The 25,945-nt window shown below is 38.5% G+C and carries 22 protein-coding genes and 2 tRNA genes; 4 read left to right on the top strand and 20 right to left on the bottom strand.

Annotation, left to right across the window (positions count from 1 at the left end; all coding sequences use genetic code 11):
* Positions 1-64: 64 nt before the first annotated feature.
* The 15 genes from H4J57_RS03030 to yceD form a co-directional block, all read right to left on the bottom strand.
* On the bottom strand, positions 65-757 hold the full coding sequence (locus tag H4J57_RS03030) for a GntR family transcriptional regulator (protein WP_182169907.1): 693 nt from the start codon (positions 755-757) through the stop codon (positions 65-67).
* 153 nt (positions 758-910) lie between these two features.
* A complete protein-coding gene (locus tag H4J57_RS03035; RefSeq protein ID WP_182216861.1) occupies positions 911-2,140 on the bottom strand; it encodes a nucleoside recognition domain-containing protein in 1,230 nt (409 codons plus the stop codon).
* A 377-nt stretch (positions 2,141-2,517) separates the two neighbouring features.
* Positions 2,518-3,288, bottom strand: coding sequence for a TatD family hydrolase (locus H4J57_RS03040; protein ID WP_070376507.1), 771 nt, complete (start codon positions 3,286-3,288; stop codon positions 2,518-2,520).
* 38 nt (positions 3,289-3,326) lie between these two features.
* Positions 3,327-3,653, bottom strand: a complete 327-nt coding sequence (locus H4J57_RS03045; RefSeq protein WP_182241919.1) for a PilZ domain-containing protein — start codon at positions 3,651-3,653, stop codon at positions 3,327-3,329.
* A 137-nt stretch (positions 3,654-3,790) separates the two neighbouring features.
* Positions 3,791-4,702 (bottom strand): DNA polymerase III subunit delta', encoded by a 912-nt coding sequence (locus H4J57_RS03050; protein ID WP_182241920.1) that lies wholly within the window; start codon positions 4,700-4,702, stop codon positions 3,791-3,793.
* A 28-nt stretch (positions 4,703-4,730) separates the two neighbouring features.
* Entirely contained in the window at positions 4,731-5,360 is a 630-nt protein-coding gene (tmk, locus tag H4J57_RS03055; protein WP_070376504.1) for a dTMP kinase, read from the bottom strand.
* A 21-nt stretch (positions 5,361-5,381) separates the two neighbouring features.
* Positions 5,382-6,380, bottom strand: a complete 999-nt coding sequence (gene mltG / locus H4J57_RS03060) for an endolytic transglycosylase MltG (protein ID WP_182241921.1) — start codon at positions 6,378-6,380, stop codon at positions 5,382-5,384.
* A gap of 2 nt (positions 6,381-6,382) precedes the next feature.
* Positions 6,383-7,192 carry an aminodeoxychorismate lyase gene (gene pabC, locus H4J57_RS03065; RefSeq protein WP_182241922.1) on the bottom strand — a complete coding sequence of 270 codons (810 nt, stop codon included), beginning with the start codon at positions 7,190-7,192 and terminating at the stop codon, positions 6,383-6,385.
* Positions 7,193-7,297: 105 nt separating this feature from the next.
* Positions 7,298-8,536, bottom strand: coding sequence for a beta-ketoacyl-ACP synthase II (gene fabF / locus H4J57_RS03070; protein WP_182216877.1), 1,239 nt, complete (start codon positions 8,534-8,536; stop codon positions 7,298-7,300).
* A gap of 459 nt (positions 8,537-8,995) precedes the next feature.
* Positions 8,996-9,229 carry an acyl carrier protein gene (acpP, locus tag H4J57_RS03075; RefSeq protein ID WP_070376501.1) on the bottom strand — a complete coding sequence of 78 codons (234 nt, stop codon included), beginning with the start codon at positions 9,227-9,229 and terminating at the stop codon, positions 8,996-8,998.
* A 160-nt stretch (positions 9,230-9,389) separates the two neighbouring features.
* Positions 9,390-10,124, bottom strand: a complete 735-nt coding sequence (gene fabG, locus H4J57_RS03080) for a 3-oxoacyl-ACP reductase FabG (RefSeq protein ID WP_070376500.1) — start codon at positions 10,122-10,124, stop codon at positions 9,390-9,392.
* 8 nt (positions 10,125-10,132) lie between these two features.
* Positions 10,133-11,068 (bottom strand): ACP S-malonyltransferase, encoded by a 936-nt coding sequence (gene fabD / locus H4J57_RS03085; protein ID WP_182241923.1) that lies wholly within the window; start codon positions 11,066-11,068, stop codon positions 10,133-10,135.
* Positions 11,069-11,189: 121 nt separating this feature from the next.
* Positions 11,190-12,191: a phosphate acyltransferase PlsX gene (gene plsX / locus H4J57_RS03090; RefSeq protein WP_409049404.1), complete on the bottom strand. Its 1,002-nt coding sequence runs from the start codon at positions 12,189-12,191 to the stop codon at positions 11,190-11,192.
* 40 nt (positions 12,192-12,231) lie between these two features.
* Positions 12,232-12,402 carry a 50S ribosomal protein L32 gene (gene rpmF, locus H4J57_RS03095; protein WP_070376498.1) on the bottom strand — a complete coding sequence of 57 codons (171 nt, stop codon included), beginning with the start codon at positions 12,400-12,402 and terminating at the stop codon, positions 12,232-12,234.
* A gap of 47 nt (positions 12,403-12,449) precedes the next feature.
* Positions 12,450-12,962, bottom strand: coding sequence for a 23S rRNA accumulation protein YceD (gene yceD, locus H4J57_RS03100; RefSeq protein ID WP_070376497.1), 513 nt, complete (start codon positions 12,960-12,962; stop codon positions 12,450-12,452).
* A gap of 119 nt (positions 12,963-13,081) precedes the next feature.
* On the opposite strand from yceD, the gene H4J57_RS03105 reads away from it, so the two are divergent.
* On the top strand, positions 13,082-13,681 hold the full coding sequence (locus H4J57_RS03105; RefSeq protein WP_182241924.1) for a nucleoside triphosphate pyrophosphatase: 600 nt from the start codon (positions 13,082-13,084) through the stop codon (positions 13,679-13,681).
* Between the two features lie 121 nt (positions 13,682-13,802).
* Here the strand turns inward: H4J57_RS03105 and H4J57_RS03110 are convergent, their stop codons facing one another.
* On the bottom strand, positions 13,803-14,468 hold the full coding sequence (locus tag H4J57_RS03110) for an HAD-IA family hydrolase (protein ID WP_182241925.1): 666 nt from the start codon (positions 14,466-14,468) through the stop codon (positions 13,803-13,805).
* Positions 14,469-14,579: 111 nt separating this feature from the next.
* Positions 14,580-15,527, bottom strand: a complete 948-nt coding sequence (gene rluC, locus H4J57_RS03115) for a 23S rRNA pseudouridine(955/2504/2580) synthase RluC (protein WP_070376494.1) — start codon at positions 15,525-15,527, stop codon at positions 14,580-14,582.
* A 614-nt stretch (positions 15,528-16,141) separates the two neighbouring features.
* Here rluC and rne point away from each other — a divergent pair.
* On the top strand, positions 16,142-19,057 hold the full coding sequence (gene rne, locus H4J57_RS03120; protein WP_182241926.1) for a ribonuclease E: 2,916 nt from the start codon (positions 16,142-16,144) through the stop codon (positions 19,055-19,057).
* A 642-nt stretch (positions 19,058-19,699) separates the two neighbouring features.
* Here rne and uvrB read toward each other — a convergent pair.
* Both uvrB and H4J57_RS03130 read right to left on the bottom strand, forming a co-directional pair.
* On the bottom strand, positions 19,700-21,697 hold the full coding sequence (gene uvrB / locus H4J57_RS03125) for an excinuclease ABC subunit UvrB (RefSeq protein ID WP_182222351.1): 1,998 nt from the start codon (positions 21,695-21,697) through the stop codon (positions 19,700-19,702).
* Entirely contained in the window at positions 21,697-23,070 is a 1,374-nt protein-coding gene (locus tag H4J57_RS03130; RefSeq protein ID WP_182241927.1) for an MATE family efflux transporter, read from the bottom strand. Before H4J57_RS03130 ends, uvrB begins: the two co-directional genes overlap by 1 nt.
* Before the next feature lie 569 nt (positions 23,071-23,639).
* Between H4J57_RS03130 and H4J57_RS03135 the strand changes: the two genes are divergently transcribed.
* Both H4J57_RS03135 and H4J57_RS03140 read left to right on the top strand, forming a co-directional pair.
* Positions 23,640-23,715: transfer RNA gene (locus H4J57_RS03135), tRNA-Asn, on the top strand.
* Between the two features lie 50 nt (positions 23,716-23,765).
* A tRNA-Asn gene (locus tag H4J57_RS03140) sits at positions 23,766-23,841 on the top strand.
* Between the two features lie 289 nt (positions 23,842-24,130).
* Here the strand turns inward: H4J57_RS03140 and H4J57_RS03145 are convergent.
* Positions 24,131-24,997, bottom strand: a complete 867-nt coding sequence (locus H4J57_RS03145; RefSeq protein ID WP_182216280.1) for an NAD(P)-dependent oxidoreductase — start codon at positions 24,995-24,997, stop codon at positions 24,131-24,133.
* Between the last annotated feature and the right edge of the window lie 948 nt (positions 24,998-25,945).

The raw sequence follows: 25,945 nt of genomic DNA on the forward strand, positions 1-25,945 counted from the left end.
TCTTAGTTTTTGTTAAATAATTGTTGTGCTATTTGTTAAAGCCACTGGTCAGCTTTACTTTTATTTATTGTGTCGCGCTATTTTGTAGCGCTATTTTCTTTTCGATATTTTTTCTTGATGCGGCAATATGACGTCTCATCAAAATTTCAGCAAGTTCGCCATCTCGGTCACAAATCGCTTGGATAATATGTGAATGTTCTTCAAAGGCACGGGTTGCGCGTGGGCTATGCATGCCAAATTGAATACGGTACATACGCACTAAGTGGTAGAGCTGCCCGCAAAGAATATTGATTAATTGTTGATTATGGCTACCTAATATCACTTTATAGTGAAAGTCTAAGTCGCCCTCTTCTTGATAATAAGCAACACCATCAATAAGGTCTTGTGAGTTGGCGTGTTGAGCGAGCATATCTTGCATTTCGGCTATTTCATCATCGCTCATGTTAATTGCCGCTTCTCGACAAGCCATGCCTTCAAGCGCTTCACGAACCACGTATATTTCTAATAAGCCTTCGATGGTGCAATCAACAACTCTTGAGCCAACATTGGCTTTACGCTCAATTAAATGACATTTTTCTAAACGATTGAGGGCTTCTCGCAGAGTAGAACGACTGATTTCATATTGCTTAGCTAACCCGGGCTCACTAATTTTACTGCCTGCCGCTATTTTTCCATCAACAATCGCATGAAGTATGGCATAAAAAACTTTGTCTGCAGTGGTCACTGGTTCTTGTAAGGTTGGATTGTCTAATGCCATAAGTATGCTAGCGCCATAATTGTCTTAATGAGGTAATTGTCGACATTTACCGATTTTAAAAATCATACTAAAGCACACAGCTTAAAAGTCAAGTAGACCAAAGTATAATTGTCGACAATTCACTCATTAAATTAGGTGTAGGCGCTGAGGGGGTTAACCAAAAAACCAATAGCAAACCGCTATTGCAGCAGTAATCCCAGCTAAATCAGCAAGTAAGCCACAGGCAATGGCATGTCGACTATATCGAATACCCACAGAGCCAAAATAAACGGCTAGTACATAAAAAGTTGTTTCTGTTGATCCTTGAAAAATTGATGCTAATCGACCGGCAAAAGAATCGGCACCATGGGTTTTCATCGTTTCAATCATCATAGCTCTGGCACCAGAGCCACTTAACGGTTGCATTAACGCCGTAGGCATCGCATCAACAAAGCGGGTGTCAAATCCTAAAAACATCACTAACTCTCTAAAACTGTCGACAATTAGTGTTAATGCGCCACTGGCACGAAAGACGCCAATAGCGACCAACATCGCCAGTAAATAAGGAATAAGTTTAATACTGGTGTCGAAACCTTCTTTAGCCCCCTCTATAAAGCTGTCGTAGACATCGACCTTTTTTCGAACCGCTGCCAAAATAAAAATAATTAAGGTCGAAAAAATTAAAAAATTACCTAAAAATGACGACTGTTCGGCAAGTGCTTGTGAGGTCAGCATCGAAAAATAGACCACTAAACCTCCTACTAAAGCAATTGCTGCAGATAAATAGAGTAATATAATGGAGTTATATAGCTTAATTTTTTGCACTGTGGCCACCGCTAATAAGCCAGCGAAAGTTGAAGCAAACGTTGCCAATATAATAGGGACAAAAACATCGGTAGGGCTAGCAGCTCCCTGCTGAGCGCGATAAACAAACACAGCAACAGGAAAAAGTGTAACGCTTGAGGTATTTAAAACCAGGAATAATATTTGTGCATTGGTTGCGGTATCTTTTTGGGGATTTAATTGCTGAAGATCTTGCATGGCTTTTAAGCCAAGCGGCGTTGCTGCATTATCTAAACCTAAAAAGTTAGCCGATAAATTCATCGTCATAGAAGCAATAGCCGGATGACCTTTAGGGACGCCTGGCATTAAACGGGTGAATAACGGCGAAATAGCGCGCGCAAGCTTATCCATTAAACCGGCGTTTTCAGCAATTTTCATCATACCTAACCAAAAGCTTAAAATACCAATTAAGCCAATAGCAATGTCAACGGTCACTTTTGACATTGAAAAAAGCGCTTGCACGAGTTCTTCAAAGATTAAAAGATTATCAAGAAAAAACCATTGATAAAGCGCCGAGCCAAAAGCAATAAAAAAGAAACTGATCCACAAACGATTTAACACAAAGATAATCTTATTAGTCATAGATAATGAAATTATCATGACATATTAGCGGCAGTAATTACAGTCAAATACGCTTGTAGACAAGTGGAGAGAAATAACGGCACACTAGCGGTGTGGGTGTTAGCCGTAAAATACAAGATAACAAAACAAATACTATTTATCAGTAACTTATAATAAATGAAATTTAAATTAGCTTTTAAAAAAGTTTACACTACAATTAATCACACAGTGTAAATATTAATCAATTGCTCGCGATTTTTCATTTTTATTTTACTGAATTTTATCGATGTAAATAGTGTTTATTAGCGCACGGCTCATGCTTTACGAGCCATTCCCTTGGGCCCGAGCTAGCAATAGTTTCGGGCACTTTTTTGCCTTTATTTTAGCTTAAAAAGTCGTTTGAAATTTGCCGTTGAAAGCTCGGCTATCGTTTCAACTGACTGTCCACGAACGCTTGCTAAAAATTTAGCGACATCGACTACATAAGCGGGTTGATTTTGCTTTCCTCGATGAGGAACTGGCGCTAAGTAAGGTGCATCTGTTTCAATTAAAAATCGATCATCGGGGACAAGTTTAGCAACTTCACGTAATTCACTGGCATTTTTAAAGGTAACGATACCAGAAAATGAAATATAAAAACCAAGGTCAATCGCTTGCTCTGCCATATCCCAAGTTTCGGTAAAGCAATGTAAAATACCACCAACATTTGCGGCATTTTCTTCACGAAGAATATCTAAGGTATCTTGCTGAGCATCACGAGTATGAATAATTAGCGGTTTATTTAATTGATTCGCAACACGGACATGCTTGCGAAAAGAATCGAGTTGCACCGCTTTAGTTTCAGGGGCATAAAAATAGTCTAAGCCAGTTTCACCAATCGCAATCACTTTGTCGGTTTGTGATAAACGGGCAAGCTCTTCTTGGTCAATTAAATCATCTTGATTTAGTGGGTGAGCGCCACACGACAGCCAGACATTATCATATTTAGCCGTTTTTTCTACCATGCTAGGAAATTCCGCTAAGGTTACGCTAACACACAAAATCTCGTCTACTTGAGCGGCGGCGGCGGCTTTTAAAACATTGTCTAACTCGCCATCAAACTCGGTTAAATCCAGTCTATCTAAGTGGCAATGTGAATCTATAAACAAACAACTTTCTCCAATAATTTTTTAATTAAAACAAAACCCTACATTGATAATGTTGGATCTGAAGAGCTCAGTAAGCGCCCTATCAACTTTTCAATTTGATTACGTACATTGTCATTATCTTCTTCAAAACTAACACCAATACCCGCTGGTGTACCATTTTGAGCACCTGTTGGCGTTAACCAGCATACTTTGCCTACAACACTTGATGGCTCTAGGGCGTCAGGCAAGGTGACTTCAAGTGTTACTTCATCGCCCAAATTAAATTGCTCTGTACTGCGAACAAATAACCCACCATTTTTAACAAAGGGCATATAGTATTGATATAATTCTCTGTCAGATAAAAATTCTAAGCTAAATTGTTTCATCATTATTCCTCAAAATTTATCTTATGAGCTAGTTATTATAATCTTATTTTTCTTCGATAACTGCTGTTATGTCAACGAGTAGCTTTTCAAAGATGAATTGAGCTAATATTGCTTGCTATTCGCATGCACTTATTTTTCTATTTTTCTTCTATAACTGCTGTTATGTCAACCAGTAGCTTTTCAAAGATGAATTGTTTGTTTGCTTGCATTAACAATTTAAGTTGTTTAATAGCAGACAAAACTAATTGATATATTGACCATATTACCTGCTCATTCAAGATAATGTCGCCTTTTAGCCAATTATATTGTTGGCGCATCAACTTAACCATGACTTTTTCTAACCAGCGAACGCTATTGGTGTTATCAACCAGTAAGCTTAATATTTCACTACGTTTAATGGTTTTATTTTGCAAAAAAGTAAAGAAACAGCTCTCAAAATGTAGGTATTGGTCATTAACAAAACTGTCAGAGAGTTCTTTTAAGTGACTCAAGTTAACAAAAGGGTCGCTACCAGATTGCTTAAGCTCAGCTAATAATTTTTCACCAACCGGCGGCCGAATATCAATCACATAACAACGACTAATAATGGTCGGCAATAACGTTTCAACTTCAGAGGTTAATAAAACAATATAGTTATTAGCATTAGGTTCTTCGAGGGTTTTTAATAAGGCATTGGCCGCAGAGATAGTCATATGATGTGCTGCGGTTATTAATGTCGTTTTACAATGACCTATTTGCGCTGTTTTTTCGAAAAAACGACTCGCTTGTCTCACTTGATCAACACCAATACTTTTTCCGCCACTTTCAATAAGCAAATGGTCTGGGTAAGTATGACTTTTATGCAGTAAGCACGCCTTACAGACGTTGCACGGTAAGATAATACCCTGCGAGTTTTGGGGTTTAGTACAAGATAAAACCTGAATAAGCCATAGCGAAAGATCACTTTTACCCGCGCCTTCGACACCATTGATCAAGATGGCATGCGGTAATTTTATTTGCGTTATTTGCTTTGATAACAAAAGTTGCTGTTGCTCTAACCAACTGTGCATTAGTGTTTCCTGCTAACGGTGATAGTCATTAATGACTTTTTAAAAATTCGTTTACCGCTAAGCGAATATTATTATGTACAACAGGCATAGGCGCACTGGCATCAATAATTTTAATCGTTTCATCGGCTAACGCAATTTCAAGATACTTATTACGGACACGATGAAAGAATTCTATTTTTTCTAATTCGATACGATCCAATGCCCCTCGAGCTTGCGCTCTTGCTAAACCTAGCTCAGGAGATATATCTAAATAGAGTGTTAACTGCGGCTTAAAGCCTTTTAAGGTCACTTGGGCAATCGTGTCCATAAGTTCATCGTTAAATTGTCTGCCACCCCCTTGATAAGCCCTTGAGCTTAAATCATGGCGGTCACCGATGACCCATTGACCTTTTTCTAATGCCGGAAGAATTCGATTCGCCATTAGCTGACTGCGGCTAGCATACATCAATAATAATTCAGTTTCTTGTGTCAATATTTCTTGGTGATCGGCAGATTTCACGATATCGCGCAATGACTCCGCTAAAGGAGTGCCTCCCGGCTCTCGAGTATTAATAAAATCAATACCATGCTCGGTGAGTATTTTTTTAACCACTGAAATAGCTGAAGATTTTCCTGCCCCTTCAATACCTTCAATGACGATAAATTGACCTTTATTCATTTTTTACTTCTTATGCAATTTTTAGTTCAACTGATATTTTTTTACTGCCGCATTATGATCTTTTAAATTAGTTGAAAAGATATGCTGACCTTTGCCATTACTGACAAAATATAAATAATCTGTTGTTAATGGGTTTAACGCGGCATGTATGGCACTTTTACCAGGCATAGCGATAGGTGTAGGTGGCAAACCATTAATTCGGTAAGTATTATACGGTGTTTTCTCGCGCAAGTGACGATATTTGATGTCTCCTTGGTAACGTTCACCTAAACCGTAAATAACGGTTGGGTCAGTTTGCAGGCGCATCTTTTTGTTTAAACGGTTAAAAAATACCGATGAAATAATGCCATGCTCGGCATTTTTGCCACTTTCTTTCTCAATTATCGATGCCATGATCAACGCTTGATACTTATTTTTATAAGGTAAAGGTTCGGCGCGATTTTGCCACGCTAGATTTAATTCAACGGACATTTGTTGTTGAGCACGTTTTAACAATTCTATATCGGTAGTACCGGCAGTAAACGCGTAAGTTTCTGGGTAGAACAGCCCTTCGGGATTAACGTGTTCAATATTGAGTTTACTCGCGATATCAGCCACCGAAGTTTGCTGAAGCGTATGCACTAGGTTATCCGTTTCATTCAACTGCACTAACCATTCCTTAAAGGTTGTTCCTTCAATAAAAGTCACGCTAAATTGATGCTCTTTACCGGCAACTAATTGCGCCAACAAAACCTCGACAGAAACGTCTTTATTAATTTGATAAGTGCCCGCTTTTATATTCGCATACTCGGGCTTAAGTCGAACATAATTACGCATCCAAAAGCGCGTATTGAGCCAGCCATTTTTGATCAGTTGTTCTGAAAATCGACTAAACGAGGTACCGTCTTTAATGGTTAATAGTTGGGTGGATGAAATATTGAGCGGCTGTTTCATTTGATAAAAGGTATAGGCAACTAAAGAGGCGCTTAACATCACCACGGTGAAAAACGACACAGCAAATATTATCTTAATTTTTTTCATTTTTAGCAAATATCCTCAATAAACTTAGCCATATCACGACAAGGCATTAATGCTAATTTTTGATGTTGAAATTGTCTAACCGGCATAATACCCATAACACTGTTGCAAATAAACATCGCTTGGATATTAACAAGCGCAGCAAGTTTTACGTTAACGATCTCAATTTTACAATAATTACCCGTAGTCTGTAAGATATGATTACGCATTAACCCTTCGACACCTGACTCTTTTAGTTCTGGTGTGTACCAAACATTATTTTTCAGCCAAAAGACATTCGCCGCACTTGCTTCAACAATATTATCAAAATAATTTAGTACTAATAAATCATCTTCTGCTCGGTTATCGACTTCCTGGCGAACAAGCACCTGCTCAAGACGATTAAGGTGTTTTATCCCTGAGAGTAAAGGGCTAATACCTAACTTCAATGAAGATACGCCCAAATGAAGACCTTGTTGTTGCATGTTTGCATAATGTTCAGGAAAAGGGTGAAAAGTAATAATAACGTTACTTGTTTGGCAGCCTTGTCGAGAATATCCTCGCCCGCCATCACCTGCCGTTATAATCACTTTTGCTACAGACAAAGTATAACGCTCTGCTACAGCCATTAATTCAATAATGACTTTATTCATATCTGGCAAGGGAATATTGAGCGTTTTACAGCTCATGGTTAATCGTTCAATGTGAGCCGCTAATTGTTCAACTTTACCATCGAGCACTTTCGCAGTAGTAAAAACGCCGTCACCATAAGCTAAGCCGCGATTATTGATTGAAAGGTGTTGCTCTACTTGACCATTAACACTTTGATAATACATATTGGGTTTCATTAGAAATAGAAAAGCCTGAATACTGATGACTAGTATTCAGGCTTAAACAATTAACTGCAAGGTTTAGTTGATGATATTTCTCGGTTATTGCGCTTAAACTTTTTTAAAGATTAATGAACCGTTCGTACCACCAAAGCCAAAAGAATTACATAAAGCATATTCTAAATTGGCATCACGTGCCGTATGAGCAATATAATCTAAATCACAACCTTCGCTGGGATTATCTAAATTTATTGTCGGTGGTACCACATTATTCATTAAGGCTTGCACAGTAAAAATAGTTTCAACCGCACCTGCTGCGCCCAACAAATGACCCGTCATTGACTTTGTAGAACCCATCATAAGTTTATAAGCATTGTCGCCAAATACCGATTTTACTGCGTTGGTTTCGGCAATATCACCTGCGGGTGTTGATGTACCATGAGCATTAATATAACCAATTTTACTTTGGTCAACTTTTGCATCATTAATTGCATTAATCATCGCGCGCGCGCCACCTTCGCCATTGGCAGGTGGCGAGGTCATATGGTAAGCATCTGCACTCATACCAAAGCCAACCAGCTCAGCATAAATTTTTGCACCACGCGCTTTTGCATGTTCAAATTCTTCAAGCACTAGAACACCTGCGCCATCGCCCAGTACAAAACCGTCACGGTCTTTGTCCCAAGGACGTGAAGCTTGCTCTGGTGCATCATTACGCGTTGATAACGCTCGTGCAGCACCAAAACCGCCAATACCCGTCCGTGTTGAAGCTTTCTCAGCTCCACCGGCTAACATAGCGTCAGCATCGCCATAAGATATCATACGAGCCGCATGACCAATATTATGCACACCACTTGTACAAGCCGTTGCAATAGAAATATTAGGACCTCTTAAGCCGTGCATCATCGACAAGTGACCAGAAATCATATTTATAATGGTGGAAGGCACAAAAAATGGTGATAACTTGCGAGGACCTGCATTAAGCATTTTCTCAACGTTTTCTTCAATTAATCCTAGGCCGCCAATACCAGCACCAACAGCAACACCAACTCTGTGGGTGTTTACATCATCAATTTCAAGACCTGAGTCTTTAAAAGCCTGTATACCTGCGGCAACACCATATTGAATAAAAAGATCCATTTTCTTGGCTTCTTTTCGTGCAATATAATCTTCTGCATTAAAGTTTTTAATTAAACCTGCAAACTTAGTGGTGTATACAGAGGTATCAAAATGTTCAATATTACTAATGCCACTTTTACCCAGCAGTAAATTTTGCCAAGTAGATTCAGGACAGTTGCCCAAAGGGCTTAACATACCAAGACCGGTAACAACAACGCGTCTCATGACTATGTGCCTCCGCTAAGAGTTTATAAGGAAAAGAAATCGTTATATTCTCATGTTGAGAAAATAACAATATATACCCGATCCACTTCAAGATGCAGTTTCAGAATTAAGCTAGGAAGTCAGACAAGGCGCGAACGAGGACAGTAGTTATTCCCTTACCAAGTATTGTAACGCTGAGCTCGCTTTATAGCTTATCTGCAACGTTATTGATTTCAACAATAGAATAACTATTCTCTTCAATCAATGTTTTGGCCATACGGATATAAGTACTTAAGTTATGTGTGGAACGATAACCTGTGTCGCTTACTCTTTATCGACTGCTGAAACCTGCATCTTGAAGTGGTACGAGTATGAATCGTAGATAAAAAAACAGGCGGTAAAAACCGCCTGAATGTGTACTTTAAATTCTCATTTAAAAGCCTGGCTTGAAAACCATTAACTAAAAACTAATAATTAACGTTGTAATTATTGGTTAGCAGTAACGTAATCAACAGCTGCTTGTACAGTTGTGATTTTTTCAGCTTCTTCATCTGGAATTTCAGTATCAAATTCTTCTTCTAACGCCATGACTAATTCAACAGTGTCTAAAGAGTCAGCACCTAGGTCGTCAACAAAAGAAGAGCTAATTTTAACTTCTTCTTCACTTACACCTAATTGTTCAACTGTAATTTTTCTTACGCGTTCTTCAATAGTACTCATTTTTTTTCCTTTCTAGAAAATATAATTTTTCGTAATTGTGTGTAGTTTATTCGTCAACAGCCTAGCTTGCAAGCTTCTAATTTTAATTTTCGTCTGGTCTAACCTGTTGACTGCTCTAAATTTGTTCAATTTGTTGGTTCAATAATATTAAGCCAACTAATTAAACCATATACATACCGCCGTTTACATGCAATGTTTCGCCAGTAATATATGCTGCACCATCGGAAGCTAGAAAAACAACTGCGTTAGCAATTTCTTCTGGCTTACCTAAGCGATTTGCCGGTACTTGAGAAAAAATACCTTCTTTTTGCTCATCTGTTAAGGTTTGTGTCATATCGGTATCGATAAATCCCGGCGACACAGTATTAACAGTTATGCCACGAGATGCAACCTCACGCGCTAATGATTTTGTAAAGCCAATCAATCCAGCTTTTGCGGTTGCATAGTTTACTTGCCCTGCATTGCCCATAGTGCCAACTACTGAGCCAATATTAATAATGCGACCATTGCGTTTTTTCATCATAGCGCGAATAACCGCTTTACTGATTTTAAACACAGATGAAAGATTAGTATCAATAATATCTTGCCATTCATCATCTTTCATTCGCATAAATAAATTGTCACGCGTAATACCCGCATTATTGACTAAGATATCAATGCCACCATGATTCTCTTTGATCGCTACAAACATAGCGGCAATAGAATCATTGTCAGTAACGTTAAGCACTAAACCATGACCTTCGCCTAGATATTCACTAATGTTATCAGCGCCATGAGCAGATGTTGCTGTACCTAATACCGTTGCACCTAAAGCTTTAAATTGGCTTGCAATGGCTTTGCCGATACCGCGACTTGCGCCAGTAACTAAGACGACTTTTCCTTCAAAAGAAAACATAATTTACCCTATTTAATTGTTTCTAATGCTTTAGTTAATGATGCTTGATCATTAACTGAAACACTGGTGATTGTTTTGTCGATACGTTTAATTAACCCTAGTAACACTTTACCTGGGCCAGCTTCTACGACGAGTGAAACACCGTTTTTTGCGAGTAGCTCTATCGTTTCTGTCCAACGTACTGGACTGTACAATTGCTTTATCAAGGCTAATTTTATTGCTTCAACATCTGTTTCTGCAACAACATCAACATTATTTACCACGGGAATTTCTGGTGTATTAAAAGTGATATTATTAAATGCTTCCGCGAGCTTGTCAGCGGCATCTTTCATCAATGCGCAATGCGATGGCACGCTTACAGGTAAAGGTAGCACGCGTTTTGCGCCCGCTTCTTTACATAAGACACCGGCACGTTCTACCGCAGCTTTATGACCGGCAATAACGACTTGTCCTGGCGAGTTAAAATTAACAGCCGCAACTACTTCGTTATCTTGTGCTTTTTTACAGGCATCAATAATCGCTTGGTCATCAAGACCAATAATAGCAGCCATAGCGCCGACGCCCTCAGGTACAGAGGCTTGCATAAATTCGCCACGTTTCTCTACTAACTTAACACCTTCTGTTAAAGAGATAACACCCGCACAAACTAATGCCGAATATTCCCCTAAACTGTGACCCGCTAACATTGCCGGTTTACAATCAGACTGTGATGACCATAAACGCCATAATGCAACACTGGCCGTTAATAGTGCCGGTTGAGTAAAGTTTGTTTGATTGAGCTTTTCAACAGGACCCTGCGCAACTAATTGCCAAAGGTTATAACCTAAAGCAGCAGACGCTTCTGAAAAAGTATTTTGTACGACTTCATTGTCAGCAAAATCAGCTAACATACCAACAGTTTGTGAACCTTGGCCGGGAAAAACAAACGCTAAATTATTTTGCATTTTATTACCTAATGTTTATTTGTGTTTTAATTAAAGGTGTATTGATGATACTTAATGGATTATTTTCTTGATAAAAAGATAATGCTTTAAATACGCTTTACGTTAACTCAATACTAATAATTTATTTGCGACCACAAGCAAAACCATTTTCAAGTTTGTCTTTTATTTTTTCTGGCACTTGACGTTCAATTTCTTTTATCGCCTCTAATATCGCCATATAAAAAGCTTTTGAACTGGCATCACCGTGACTCTTGACCACAATACCGCGTAATCCTATCAGACTTGCGCCGTTATACTGGTCGGGGTTCAGGGGTTTAAAGAGTTTTTTTAACGTTGAGGACAATAAACGTCCAACAATTCGGGTAAAAAGGTTGCGAGACAGCACAGTATTCATTTTTTGGTAGACTAAACGAGCAACACCTTCACAGGTTTTCAGTGCAACATTACCGACAAAGCCATCACAAACAATCACATCTGCTTTGTTGGTGAAAATATCATTACCTTCGACAAAGCCGATATAATTAATGTCACTGTTTTGCGCTAATTTTACTGCGGTTTGTTTTATATGGTCACTGCCCTTCATTTCTTCTTCACCCATATTCAACAAAGCTATACGTGGCGATTTAATGCCATCGACCTGCTCAGCCATAACAGAGCCCATAACAGCAAACTGATACAAAACATTAGAGTCACAAAAAACATTTGCACCTAAGTCGAGCATAAAAACATGTTTGTTTTCATCATGAGTAGGAAGAGAAGAAATTAATGCTGGACGTTCAACACCAACAAGTGTTTTCAAAACGAAATGGGCCATTGAAAAAAGTGCACCGGTATTGCCAGCACTTACACAGGCTTGTGCTTTTTTTTCATGAACAAGGTCAAGTGACTTTCGCATTGAAGAATTTTTTTTGTTACGCAAGGCAACAATAGGTTTATCGTCCATAGCCACTATTTGAGTGGTTGGAAAGATGGTTAGTTGGGGATGTTTAGCACACTGACGTCTAGATAATTCAGCGTTAATAATATCGACATCACCGCAAAGAATGAGATGAAGTTCTGGAATGTTTTTCACTGCTAAGATGGCAGCAGGAATTGTTATAAGGGGGCCTTTATCGCCCCCCATAACATCTAACGCTATGGTTAGACTTTTCAAAGCAATCAGCTTACTTGTTGATTACTTGAACACCTTTGTAAAAGCCATCAGCTGTTACATGATGACGACGGTGTGTTTCACCAGATACTGGATCTACTGATAAGTTTTCTGTTGTTACTGCGTCATGTGAACGGCGCATGCCACGTCTTGAACGAGACTTTTTGCTCTTTTGAACTGCCATTAGCTACTCCTAAAAATCGGTTAATCGTTATTAATTAAATAAGTTGTTTATTTAAATTTCTGTAATATATCAAATGGGTTTGGTTTTTCAAGCTCTTCAGGCAATTCGCCCCATACACTGTCAACTGATGCCTGACATTGACTGGGCTCATGCATTGCAATTAACGGAATTGCGAGTAATAACTCTTCTTCCACTAATTCTAGCAGGTTAACTTCACCATTTTCATCTAATTCTATTGCGTCATAATATGACGGCAATGCTTCAGCGGCTTCATCATCTTTAGCAGGACTTAGAGTAAACTCTACATCCAAATCTATTATCAATGGTTCAGTACAACGCTGACAAGTTAATGCTACTGATACGGATCCTGTTCCTGATATGACATTCAAGCCGAGATCGTCCACATCAAAATTAACATTAACCTGCATCTGCTCATTGCATGGAGTACACACTTCAAGCAATCTATTCATCCCCGACACTTCAAAGAAGCCGTCACACACCAACCTGCGTTGGGCGCTCTTTCGGGGGTTTATCATTATCGGGAGTTTAAGATTTTGCATAAGGCGCGCATATTAATGTGCTTGCCCCCTGCTGTCAAAAGAAAAATAACAATTTTTGTTTAAAAATTAAAGAAAGCCCACATATTATTGTATAACTGTTTATATTTTGAGTAATTCCTGTGAAAACTTTAGTTTTAGCTTCTACATCGCCTTTTCGAAAAATTATTTTAGAAAAGTTAAATTTAGCTTTTGATTGTGCAAAACCTAATGTCGATGAAACACCATTAATTAACGAAACAGCCATTGAACTTGTCGAACGTTTAGCCGTAGAAAAAGCAAAGGCTGTTGCCAGTCAATTTCCGAATGCGCTGATTATTGGTTCAGATCAAGTAGCTTTGTCTGCAGGAAAGATATTAGGTAAACCGCATACTTTTGAAAATGGCTTTAAACAACTGAGCAGTTTTAGCGGCAAAGCGGTAGAGTTTCATACGGGTTTATGTGTGTTCGACAGTTCAACAGGAAAAAGCCTCTCGTTGGTTGATTTATTCACCGTACACTTTAAAGAACTTTCTGCACAAGAAATTACTGCCTATTTGCATGCCGAAGAGCCTTATAACTGCGCAGGGAGTTTTAAAAGTGAAGGACTAGGTATTTGCTTATTTGAAAAGCTTGAGGGGGATGATCCTAATACCCTAATAGGTTTACCGTTAATTAGACTGATTAGTTTACTTAAAGCGCAGGGGTTAGATGTGTTACAAGAGCAACGAAAACAGCAATAGTACCCGTCGTTTAATCGGTGTCTATAATAGCCGAGTTAACTGAGCTTAGTTGCTGGGAGCAACGTTTGCTATTTGACTAAGCAATCAAATAGCAAACCGTTAATGACAATAGCGACAGGTGTTACCCCTTAACCGCCATATTTAACAATAATTGATGTAGTTCAGCCAATGAGCCAACAATCGCTTTTGGTTGATACTTTGACAGCACGTCTTCATCGTGGACACCATAAGTTACCCCAATACTATCAACCCCTGCTCTTTGCGCCATTTCAAGGTCAAAAGAAGTATCACCTATCATCACCGCTTGATGCTTTTCAATCTTTAATTCTTTTAACAAACTATTGATCATATCTGGATCAGGTTTAGAAATACTTTCATCGGCACATCGAGAGGCATGGAAAAAGTGTTCGGTATCACTCGTTAACCAAACACGTTGTAAACCTGCTCGCGCTTTTCCTGTCGCAACCGCTAAAAACTTATCTTCATTTTTTAAATTAACTAATAATTCAAGCGCATGATCAAATAATGGGGTTGGTGTGGTATTTACTTCAACATATTGGTGCTTATATTGTGCCGTTAATAATTGTACCTGCTCTTCATTAGCCTCAGGAAATAACGTTGCAATTGCTTTAGGTAAACTTAAGCCGATAATTTGTTTCGCTTGATGATAACCCGGTGGTGCAAGTGATAATGCAACAGCCGTGGCTTGCATTGAGAAAACAATACGATCGACAGAGTCCATTAATGTGCCGTCCCAGTCAAAAATCACTAATTTATAGTTGTGCATATTTTCTCTTTTAGTCATTTAATAATTAAGGTCTATTTGCTAAGAAGTGTTTAGGTTTATAAGGAAGATATGGCGTGAAGCTAAATTTACTTTAGTATCACGCCAGAGGAATTACTTTAGTTTTGTTAGTAAATTTTGTAAAGAATGCTCTAACGGTGCTTCTATTTTAATTCTTTCATCGGTACTTGGATGAGTAAATTCGATACTAGCCGCATGTAAAAATAAGCGCTTAAGTCCTAGTTTTCTCATATCTTCGTCAAAGTTTTCATAGCCATATTTTGAATCACAAGCGATAGGGTGACCTTTAATTTGACAATGCACACGAATTTGATGAGTACGACCCGTAACCGGAAAGGCGCGAATGAGTGTGGCATTTTCAAAGTTTTTTAACACTTTAAAACGCGTTTCTGATTCTTTACCATTAATGTTATCGACAACAACGACACGTTCACCCGATTTTAAATCATTCTTTTTCAAGCCTTCCGTTACACGGGTTAATTTCGTCGACCATTGCCCCTTAACTAAGGCATGATAAAATTTCTGCACCGTTTTATTACGCAACTGTTCATGTAAGTGACGTAAAGCTGAACGTTTTTTAGCAATAACTAAACAGCCTGAAGTATCTCTATCCAGTCGATGAACAAGTTCAAGCATTCTTGCGTCGGGGCGTAAAGCTCGCATGGCTTCAATTAAACCAAAACTTAAACCACTACCACCATGAACTGCCATGCCGGAGGGTTTGTTAATAACAATTAAACGGTCATCTTCGAACAATATTTGTTTTTCTAAATTAGCGACAATATTTAACTTAGTAGACACTTCATTAGTATTTTCAGAAATACGAATGGGCGCAACACGAATCAGATCCTCATCTTGTATTTTGTATTCTGGTTTAGTCCGTTTTTTATTAGCCCTTATCTCGCCTTTTCTTAATAGGCGATAAATCATGCTTTTCGGCACACCTTTTAAGGTTTTTAATAAAAAGTTATCTATTCTTTGACCAGCGTCTTCGCTATCGATTGTATAAAATCGAACTTGGGGTTTTGTATTTTCATTCATAAAAGCGAGTTTAACATATATATTTTCATTTTAGCGTAATTAACTCAGCGATTTAATTGCCTTTTGCCTCAATTAAGTGGGATAATCTTGGTGTTATTGTTTATTTAAGACAATAAGGTAAAAAATAGAAGCTTTTAGCGAAACGTAAGAGGCAAAATGCGGCCACATTAATGTGCGTTATCACGATAAATTATTATCGACGACACATTAACCGAACGGCCTATTGCAAGAATTGACCTGAATAACAAGTCAAAAAACGGCATAAACATTTTAGTCCCGCGCAACGAAAGCTATTTTGTAATGATATAAACCAAATTAGATAAATTTCCATCGAGCAACAAACCGAATAGTAAGCCAAAACGCCGAATTTCAAACTGCTCAACAAATATCAATTTGATAATATCGAGCACAGCACAATTTGCTGCGCGCATGAAGAAACAATTTTTCTTGGGTGAATATCACCTGAGAGTACAATCAGATTAAATAACAGCTTACAGCGCACTATGGCGCTGTAATATGACACCCGAGAGGCTGACAAATTGCTGTTACCATAGCGATAAATTGCTTTGTGTTCGAAGCTTATAGTGTTGTGACTAAAATGAGTCACTAAAACTATGAAACGTATGTTAATTAACGCTACACAATCGGAAGAGTTACGTGTAGCACTTGTCGATGGTCAACAACTTTATGATTTAGATATCGAAAGTCCTGGTCATCAACAAAAGAAATCAAATATTTATAAAGCAAAAATTACGCGTATAGAGCCGTCTCTAGAAGCTGCATTTGTTGACTATGGCGCCGAACGTCATGGTTTCCTACCGATGAAAGAAATCGCACGCGAATATTTCCCTAAAGGTTATACCTTTCAGGGTCGTCCAAATATCAAAGAAGTCTTGCGCGAAGGCCAAGAAGTTATCGTTCAAATTGATAAAGAAGAACGCGGCCAGAAAGGCGCAGCGTTAACGACTTTCATCAGTTTAGCCGGTAGTTACTTGGTATTAATGCCAAATAATCCTCGTGCTGGTGGTATTTCTCGTCGCATTGAAGGCGATGAACGCACAGATTTAAAAACCTCTTTAAACAAATTAGAATTACCTAAAGGCATGGGCTTAATTGTTCGCACTGCTGGTGTTGGTAAAGACTATGAAGAATTAGACTGGGATTTAAACGTTCTTTTACACCATTGGAAAGCCATTTCAGAAGCAGCAGAAACTAAACCTGCTCCCTTCCTAATTCACCAAGAAACGAACGTTATCCTTCGTGCTATTCGTGACTATTTACGCCGCGATATCGGTGAAGTATTAATTGATCGCCCGAAAACATTCGAAAGTGTTAAAAAACATATAGAAGTGGTTCGTCCTGATTTCTTAAGTAAAATAAAACTCTACACGAACGATGTTCCCCTATTTACCCATTACCAAATTGAAACACAAATCGAATCTGCGTTTCAGCGTGAAGTAAGACTTCCTTCTGGTGGTTCAATTGTTATTGACCCAACTGAAGCAATGACATCAATCGATGTTAACTCTGCCCGCGCAACTAAAGGTAGTGATATAGAAGAGACCGCATTTAACACTAACTTAGAAGCTGCTGAAGAAGTTGCTCGTCAATTACGTTTACGTGATTTGGGTGGTTTAGTGGTTATTGATTTTATTGACATGACACCTGTGCGTCATCAACGTGAAGTTGAAAATCGCATGCGTGATGCTGTAAAACAAGATAGAGCTCGTATTCAATTAGGTCGAATTTCTCGTTTTGGTTTATTAGAAATGTCGCGTCAACGTTTACGCCCTTCTATCGGTGAAACTAGCCAAGGCGTTTGTCCTCGTTGTAATGGTACTGGACACGTACGTAGTGTTGAATCATTAGCCTTGTCTATTTTGCGTTTAATGGAAGAAGAAGCCATTAAAGAAAATACGCAACATGTACAAGCTCAAGTACCTGTACCTGTAGCGACTTATCTTTTGAATGAAAAGCGTCGTTCAGTATTTCATATCGAAAAACATCACGGCGTTAATATTCTTATTATTCCTAATCCTCATATGGACACACCACAATATGAAGTCATTAGAGTAAGAACCGACGAAAGTGTTGAAGAAGCAAGCTACGAAAGAACCATTACTGAAGCTTCAGTTGAAGAAGCTGTAATGCCTAAATTCGATAAGCAAGCCGCTAAACGTGACGAACCAGCCTTACAAGGCATGTCTTCACCTAAGCAATCAGCACCGTTAACCGCCGTAAAACCTTTAGCGCCTGTAGCTCCAGTAAAAGCATCTGCGGGCTTATTTGATGGTTTAATTAAGTGGGGTAAATCACTCTTCGCTGCTGAAGAGGAAGTTGCACCTAAAGTTGTTGAACCTGCAAAGAAACCTGAAAGCAACAACAGTGAACGTCGTCCGCAACGTGGTCGTCAAGGTCAACGTCGTAACAATAATAATCGTAACGAAAACCGCAACGATAACAGAAATGTTAATCGTAACGACAAACGTAATGATACTCAAAATGAAGATCGTGCTGATATCAAGCCAGTCATTAATGACAATAAAGACAACATTAATGAAAATAAAGATAACAAGCCGAATAAACAGCCTCGTAAAGCGCCAGTAGAGCGTAATACTAAGCCTAAAGAAGAAAAAACTACAGTACGTCGTCAACGTCGTAACAACAGTAAAAAAGTACGTATTGTTGATGAAAACTCAACGGTTGTTAATAACGCTGCGTTAAGCAAAATAGCCGCAGAAGAAAAGGCTCAAGTAGTCGCGACTATCGACGAAGCGGTAACCGTTGAAACAGTAGCTACACAAGCCGATGCTACCCAGCCAGAGCTTAGTGAGACTAAAACTAGTGATGAACAGCGTCCTAGAAACCGTCGTTCACCTAGGCACTTACGCTCTAATGGACAACGTCGTCGTCAACCTGCCGAAAATCAGGCAGTTGATGTTAACGCAGCAGTAGTAACAACTGAAGTTAGTGAAGACCCTGTTGAAGCAAGATATCCTGAAACGCCTGTAGTTGAAGCGCCTGTTGTTGAAGCACCTGTTGTTGAAACCACTGTTGTTACTACACCGTTAGTTGAAACAACGATCGTTGAAACGACCACGGTTGATACACCGGTAGCTGAAAAGCCAGCAGTTGAAACTACTGTTGTAGCAACAACTACGGTTGAGACAACCGTGGTTGAGACAACCGTAGTTGAAACAAGCAAAGCAGAAGTTCAACAAGATTTACCTTTTGATGAACCTCAAGTTGCAGAGCAAGAAGTTGAAACTGCAGTTGAAAAGCCAAAGCGCGTTATTTCAAGAAAACCAAGCCCTAAAGTGAGCTCAAAGGCAGGGAAAGTTTCTAGTAAAGGTAGTAAGCCAGGTAAATCATCTGCGCCAATGACTAAAACAGAATCAATTACCACCATGAATGAAGTTCCTACGGACTTCATTGCTAGTGAAGATCGTGTCAAGCATGCTTCATCGGGTAAAATGGCAAGAGTATCTAACGCAGTAAGTCGTAGTGGTGCAGGTCCAACTAAACCATAGGCCTATATAGCGTATATATTTACCACTAGGTAAAATTAAAAAAACCAGTCACTAGACTGGTTTTTTATTGTCTACGATAGAGTAAAACACCCTTTACAAAGCGGTAAAGGGTCGTTTGTTGAGATAAAAAACGCCTAAGGGAAATTTAAATTGACCTTAATGGAGATGTCTACAGCGATCATAAAATTTTAAATATCATCAAACATCACATAGTTAGCGCTAAAGTCCCTCTTACTTATAAAACAAGATTGCAAACAAAGGGTTTTAATTCCTAAAACATATAACCCTTCCGCTGAGATACTCTAAACTTAAACTGAGCTTAATGGGGTAAGATCATCGTCTCATACCATTAATCACCGTTAGATTGGCTTATGAATAAAGGAGCATAAAGTTATTTAAGTTTCAGAGGTAATGTATATGAGTGTTATTTGGAAGAATCATGCAAGTCGACTGGTGGACTTCGTTAATAATAATAACGAAGTTCAAGCACATCTTTATCTTGAACAGCTAATGCTGTTTCCTTTAGATATTCAAGATAAAATAATCAATGACATTAGCCACTTGCCATATTGCAATTGTGAGTCCGTCTCAAACATCATCAGCCAATATATGATGTTTGAGCTTAAGTGATGACAAATCTATTTAACGAGATAGCTGCTGTTCTCTTAATTTTGCCACTTCATCACGTAAATTAGCAGCTTGTTCAAACTCTAGATTTTGAGCATGGTTAAGCATTTCACTTTCAAGCTGCTTAATTTTTTTATCAATATCTTTAATTGATAATATTTTATAATCTGAAGCTTGCTCAGCTACATTTAATAAGGTGTTACTTGAAGATACCGTACCATTATGAAGTGCATCACTAATTTTGCTAATGACTCCCCGAGGCGTAATGTTATTATCAAGGTTGTATTGATGTTGCATCTCACGTCTTCGTTCAGTTTCATCAATCGCTTTTTTCATAGAGCCAGTGATCTTCGCCGCATATAAAATAGCCCGACCATTAATATTACGGGCAGCACGTCCAATCGTTTGAATAAGTGAACGCTCTGAGCGTAAAAATCCCTCTTTATCTGCATCTAAAATCGCCACTAAGGAGACTTCTGGCATATCTAAACCTTCACGTAATAAGTTAATACCAACGAGCACATCAAACTTACCTAAACGAAAGTCACGAATAATTTCAACACGCTCGACGGTATCAATGTCAGAATGTAAATAACGGGCTTTTACATTATGTTCATCTAAGTAATCAGTAAGATCTTCTGCCATTCGCTTGGTTAGCGTGGTCGCTAAAACACGCTCTTGTATCACGACACGTTTTCGAATTTCTGATAATAAGTCATCAACTTGTGTTTCGACTGGACGAACTTCGATGATAGGATCAAGTAATCCTGTTGGACGAACTAATTGCTGAGCAATTTCATTACCTGACTTTTCAATCTCGTAATTACTCGGTGTCGCTGAAACATAAATAGTTTGTGGCGCTAACGCTTCAAACTCATCAAACTTCATTGGACGGTTATCCAATGCAGATGGCAAACGAAAGCCATAGTTCACTAGGTTTTCTTTACGAGAACGATCGCCTTTATACATAGCACCTATTTGCGGCACGGTTACATGCGATTCATCAATAATTAATAAACCATCGTCAGGTAAATAATCAAATAAAGTCGGTGGTGCTTCCCCTTCCCCACGCCCTGATAAGTAACGAGAATAATTTTCAATACCCGAGCAATAACCCAGCTCTGTCATCATTTCAATATCGAATTGAGTACGTTGCACGATGCGTTGCTCTTCAATTAAGCGGTTATTATCCTTTAAAAAAGTTGCTCGCTCTTTTAACTCGATTTTAATTTTATCTATTGCTGATAAAATTTTATCTCTTGGGGTCGCGTAATGTGTTTTAGGGTATACGGTTACTCGATCTAGCGTGCGGTCAACTTGTCCAGTCAGCGGATCGAACATCGACAAACGTTCTATTTCTTCGTCGAACAATTCAACACGTAACGCCAAACGATCTGATTCAGCAGGAAATATGTCAATAACATCACCGCGCACCCGATAAGTTGCTCGTTGAAAAGCGACATCGTTACGCTTGTACTGTAATTCAGCTAAGCGTCGTAAAATATCGCGCTGGTTGATAATATCGCCAACACTAATGTGTAGCATCATCTTTAAATACGAGTCGGGGTCACCCAAACCATAAATAGCAGACACTGAAGCGATAATGATAACATCTCTACGCTCTAGCAAGGCCTTAGTAGCCGACAAGCGCATTTGTTCGATATGTTCGTTTACAGAGGCGTCCTTCTCTATAAAAGTATCTGTTGTTGGCACGTAAGCTTCTGGTTGATAATAATCATAATAAGAAACAAAGTATTCGACCGCATTATTTGGAAAGAACTCTTTCATCTCACTATAAAGTTGTGCAGCAAGGGTTTTATTAGGGGCAATCATCATTGTCGGACGATTTAAGGTCGCAACTACATTGGCAATAGTAAAGGTTTTTCCTGAGCCAGTAACGCCTAATAGCGTTTGATGCGCTAAGCCATCTTCAATACCATCAACTAACTGTTTAATCGCTGCTGGTTGGTCACCATTAGGGGTGTAATCTGACTTTAAATCCATTGATTTCATTAAGAAACATCCTTTGCTTGGGTAAGTTCATGCGGAAATTGTTTATCAAATAAACGGTATGAGATCATCGCCATAATAAAATTGCCAAAGACTCCACCAATGAAAAACCCTTCAAGACCATAATAAACACTGCCTAAATAGGCTAAAGGAACATAACAGACAAAAAGTCGAATAGCGCTAAGCACTAATGCGACTAACGGCTTATGAAGTGCATTAAAAGAAGAATTAGTTAAAATAATGACGCCTTGAAAACCATAACCTAAGGGAAGTATCCAAATAAAAAGTACAATAATATCTGCTACCGCTTGTTCTTTAGAGAAAACATCGGCGATAAATGGCGCAATTAACACCAGTAGCAAATAAATAAGTAATTGTAATACCATGATAAACTTTGTTGATGCTTTATAGCTTGTCTCAACCCTATGCATATTACCAGCACCAAAATTTTGGCTAATAAAAGGAGGTAAAGTCATCGACATAGCCAGCACAACTAAACAAGCTATAGATTCAATACGAGAGCCAACACCAAAGGCTGCAACAGCCGACTCACCATAATTTGCTACAATAGCGGTTAAAATAGCTGCGGCTATTGGCGTAAGCATATTAGCCCCCGCTGCTGGTAAACCGATATGTAAAATACCTCGACTCGACGCAATAAATGTTTTCAAAGGTAACAGCGTAGTGTGAATTAATTGTCGCTTGATACCAACAATATATAAAACCAATAAGAGTCCAAAAACCCAAGAGATTAGCGTCGCAATAGCCGCACCTTGTATTCCCATGGCCGGTATAGGACCTAATCCAAAAATAAAAATAGGATCTAATATCGCATTAATTAAACCGGCACTGCCCATAATTATGCTTGGCGTTTTGGTATCACCAGATGCTCTTAAAATAGCGTTACCTATCATAGGTCCAATTAAACAAATACTGCCAATAAACCAGATATCCATGTATTGATGAATAAGCGGTAATAAACTTTCACTCGCTCCCAGTAATAAAAAGGTTTCATCAATAAAATAATAACCAACACAAGATATAATACCGACAATTATTGCCGCTAAATATATCGCTGCTGTGCCTGAGTTTTTTGCAGAATCATCATTACCTTTACCTAAGGCTTTGGCAATAACAGCTGATGTGCCAATACCCAAACCTATGGTTAAACTGATCACGGTAAAGGTAATAGGAAAGGTAAAGCTGATTGCTGCGAGAGGTTGTGTACCGAGTAAACCAACGAAAAAAGTATCGACCAAGTTAAAAGTCATTAACAAAACCATACCGTATATCATAGGTATAGTCATACGTTTAATGGTTTCTGCAACAGGGTCTTCGAGTAAATTGATTTTTTTCTTTTTATTTATTTCGGTCATTTAAAGGTAGCTTTTGCTTGTCTTTGCAGGAGAATAGCAAAGTATTGTAAAAGATAGTGATAAGACTCGCTATGTATATATTTTATTTCAACTTCATTTTAATTTTTTATATAAATTTAATGTTAAAAAGAAATAAATAATAACGTTGAAATATCTTTACTTTTGTATAACTCACTGCAAATGGGTATAAAAACTGACGTTGAACAAAAATCACACTAAGATAGTAAAGTAGACAACAAAACTAGCTAAGTCACTGTTATAAATATAAAAAGATAAATCATCTTTATATAGCCATTTAGCTGTAACGTGCATTCTTCACCCAAGTTACGCTTTTTTACACTTTAACTCACAAAGTTATCCACAGATTCAGTGGATAACTTTGTGTAATAGTAACTTATATAGCCCAAGTGTAAAAAAAGCACTGAACTTGAAGATAAAGCAGACTGAGTGTCGACAAAACAAGCAAACAAACAAAATAATGATTTATTTATACATTTTGTGTTGACAGTTCCGCCACGGACATTTAATATCTCGCCCCGTTAGCCAAGACCCTTGGCAAACAAAACAATTCCTCAATAGCTCAGTTGGTAGAGCAACGGACTGTTAATCCGTTTGTCCCTGGTTCAAGTCCAGGTTGAGGAGCCAAATTAAGATAAGTGGCTTTGAATTTTAAAGCGGCTTTAGAAAAGAACAATTCCTCAATAGCTCAGTTGGTAGAGCAACGGACTGTTAATCCGTTTGTCCCTGGTTCAAGTCCAGGTTGAGGAGCCACATAAGATAAGCCTGCAATTATTTGCAGGCTTTTTTTTACACTAAATTTAATTATCTGAGAAAGCTCAATAGCTCAGTTGGTAGAGCAACGGACTGTGCTTATATAAAGTCAGCGTTTCTCCCTGGTTCAAGTCCATAGCTAAAGAAAGAGTCAAAGAAAGAGCTAAGGAGCCACATAAGATAAGCCTGCAATTGTATGCAGGCTTTTTTTACTCTAAATTTAAGACGTTAATTATACTAATAGTTATTTTGGCTATCTTAATTGTCAGATGATTAACAAGTTAACTTGTTAATCATCTAGACGAGCGATCAAGCTAGATGTATCCCAACGGCTACCGCCTTTGTTCTGTACCTCTTCATAATAACCGTCTAATTGTTTAGTAATGGTTAAGTCAGCGCCGATTTTTTCTGCTTCACTGAACGCCATAGCTAAATCTTTTCTCACCCAATCGACGGCAAAGCCAAAATCAAATTCTCGGGCACACATCGTTTTACCACGATTATCCATTTGCCATGAACCTGCTGCACCTTTAGAAATGGTCTCTATTAGCTTATCAGTATCAAGACCTGCCTTCTGGGCAAAGTTAAGGCCCTCTGCTAAGCCTTGTACGGTGTTTACAAAACATATTTGATTAACCATCTTAGCTAACTGACCCGAGCCTACCTGCCCCATTAATTGACTAAAGCGGGCATAAGCATCCATGACTGGCTTTACCTGTTCAAAAATAGTCAAGTCACCACCGGCCATAACCGTTAATACACCATTCTCTGCGCCTGCTTGGCCACCGGATACGGGTGCATCAATAAAGTGCTTTTTTTGCAATTTTGCTAGTGCATCAAGATCTCTTGCCAGCTCTGCTGAAGCGGTAGTGTGATCGACCAAAATAGCGCCAACAGCTAAGCCAGCGAATATACCGTCATCCCCCAAAACAACTTGCCTAACATCATTGTCATTACCAACACAGGAAAAGACGATCTCGCAACCTTGGGCGGCTTCTCTTGGACTTTGAGCTAAACAGCCACCAAACTCTTGCACCCATTGTTCTGCCTTCGCAGTCGTACGGTTATAAACGCAAACATCAAAGCCTGCCTTTTGTAAATGTCCGGCCATTGGATAGCCCATAACGCCTAAACCAACAAATGCTACTTTTTTCATATTATCTCCACGATAAATCAGCTCATAAAACCTATATTCTCATTCATTAAATACTACGAAAAGTTGATAACAATTAATAGTAATCGTTTTATAAACATCATTTTTCTTTGTTATTGACACGATTGGAATTATTCATACTTTGTTGTAGATAACAAAAACTCCGTCATCCTGAACTGGTTTCAGGATCTGGTCATTTAGATACTGAAATAAATTCAGTATGACGACATTAAGATCTCGTTACTTAGATACTGACATAAATATTATTCTAAACCTGAGCTCTCTCAAATTAATACTGAAGTACTGCTTTTTTGTAGACAACAAAAACTCCGTCATCCTGAACTTGTTTCAGGATCTAGTCACTTAGATACTGAAATAAATTCAGCATGACGATCTTAGGATCTCGTCACTTAGATACTGAAACAATTTCAGCATGACGACCTTAATAGTCTAATAGTGCTTTTTTGTAGATAACAAAAACTCCGTCATCCTGAACTCGTTTCAGGATCTAGTTACTGATGTACTGAGATACTGAGATACTGAAACAAGTTCAGCATGACGACCTTAGTGTCTGGTCACTTAGATGCTGAAATAAATTCAGTATGACAACCTTAATAGTCTAGTACTACTTTTTTGTAGATAACAAAAACTCCGTCATCCTGAACTCGTCTCAGGATCTGGTTACTGAGGTACTTAGATACTTAGATACTGAAACAAGTTCAGCATGACGAACTTAATAGTGTGGTAGTGCTTTTTTGTAGATAACAAAAGCTCCGTCATCCTGAACTCGTTTCAGGATCTGGTTACGGAGTTACTTAGATACTGAAATAGATTTAGCATGACGACCTTAGGATCTAGTCACTTAGATACTGAAATAAATTCAGCATGACGAAATAACAAGCCTTAAGATATCGTCACTTAGATTCTGACATAAATTCAGCATGACGAAAT

Source organism: Colwellia sp. BRX8-7, assembly GCF_014077275.1.
Classification (GTDB): Bacteria; Pseudomonadota; Gammaproteobacteria; order Enterobacterales; family Alteromonadaceae; genus Colwellia_A.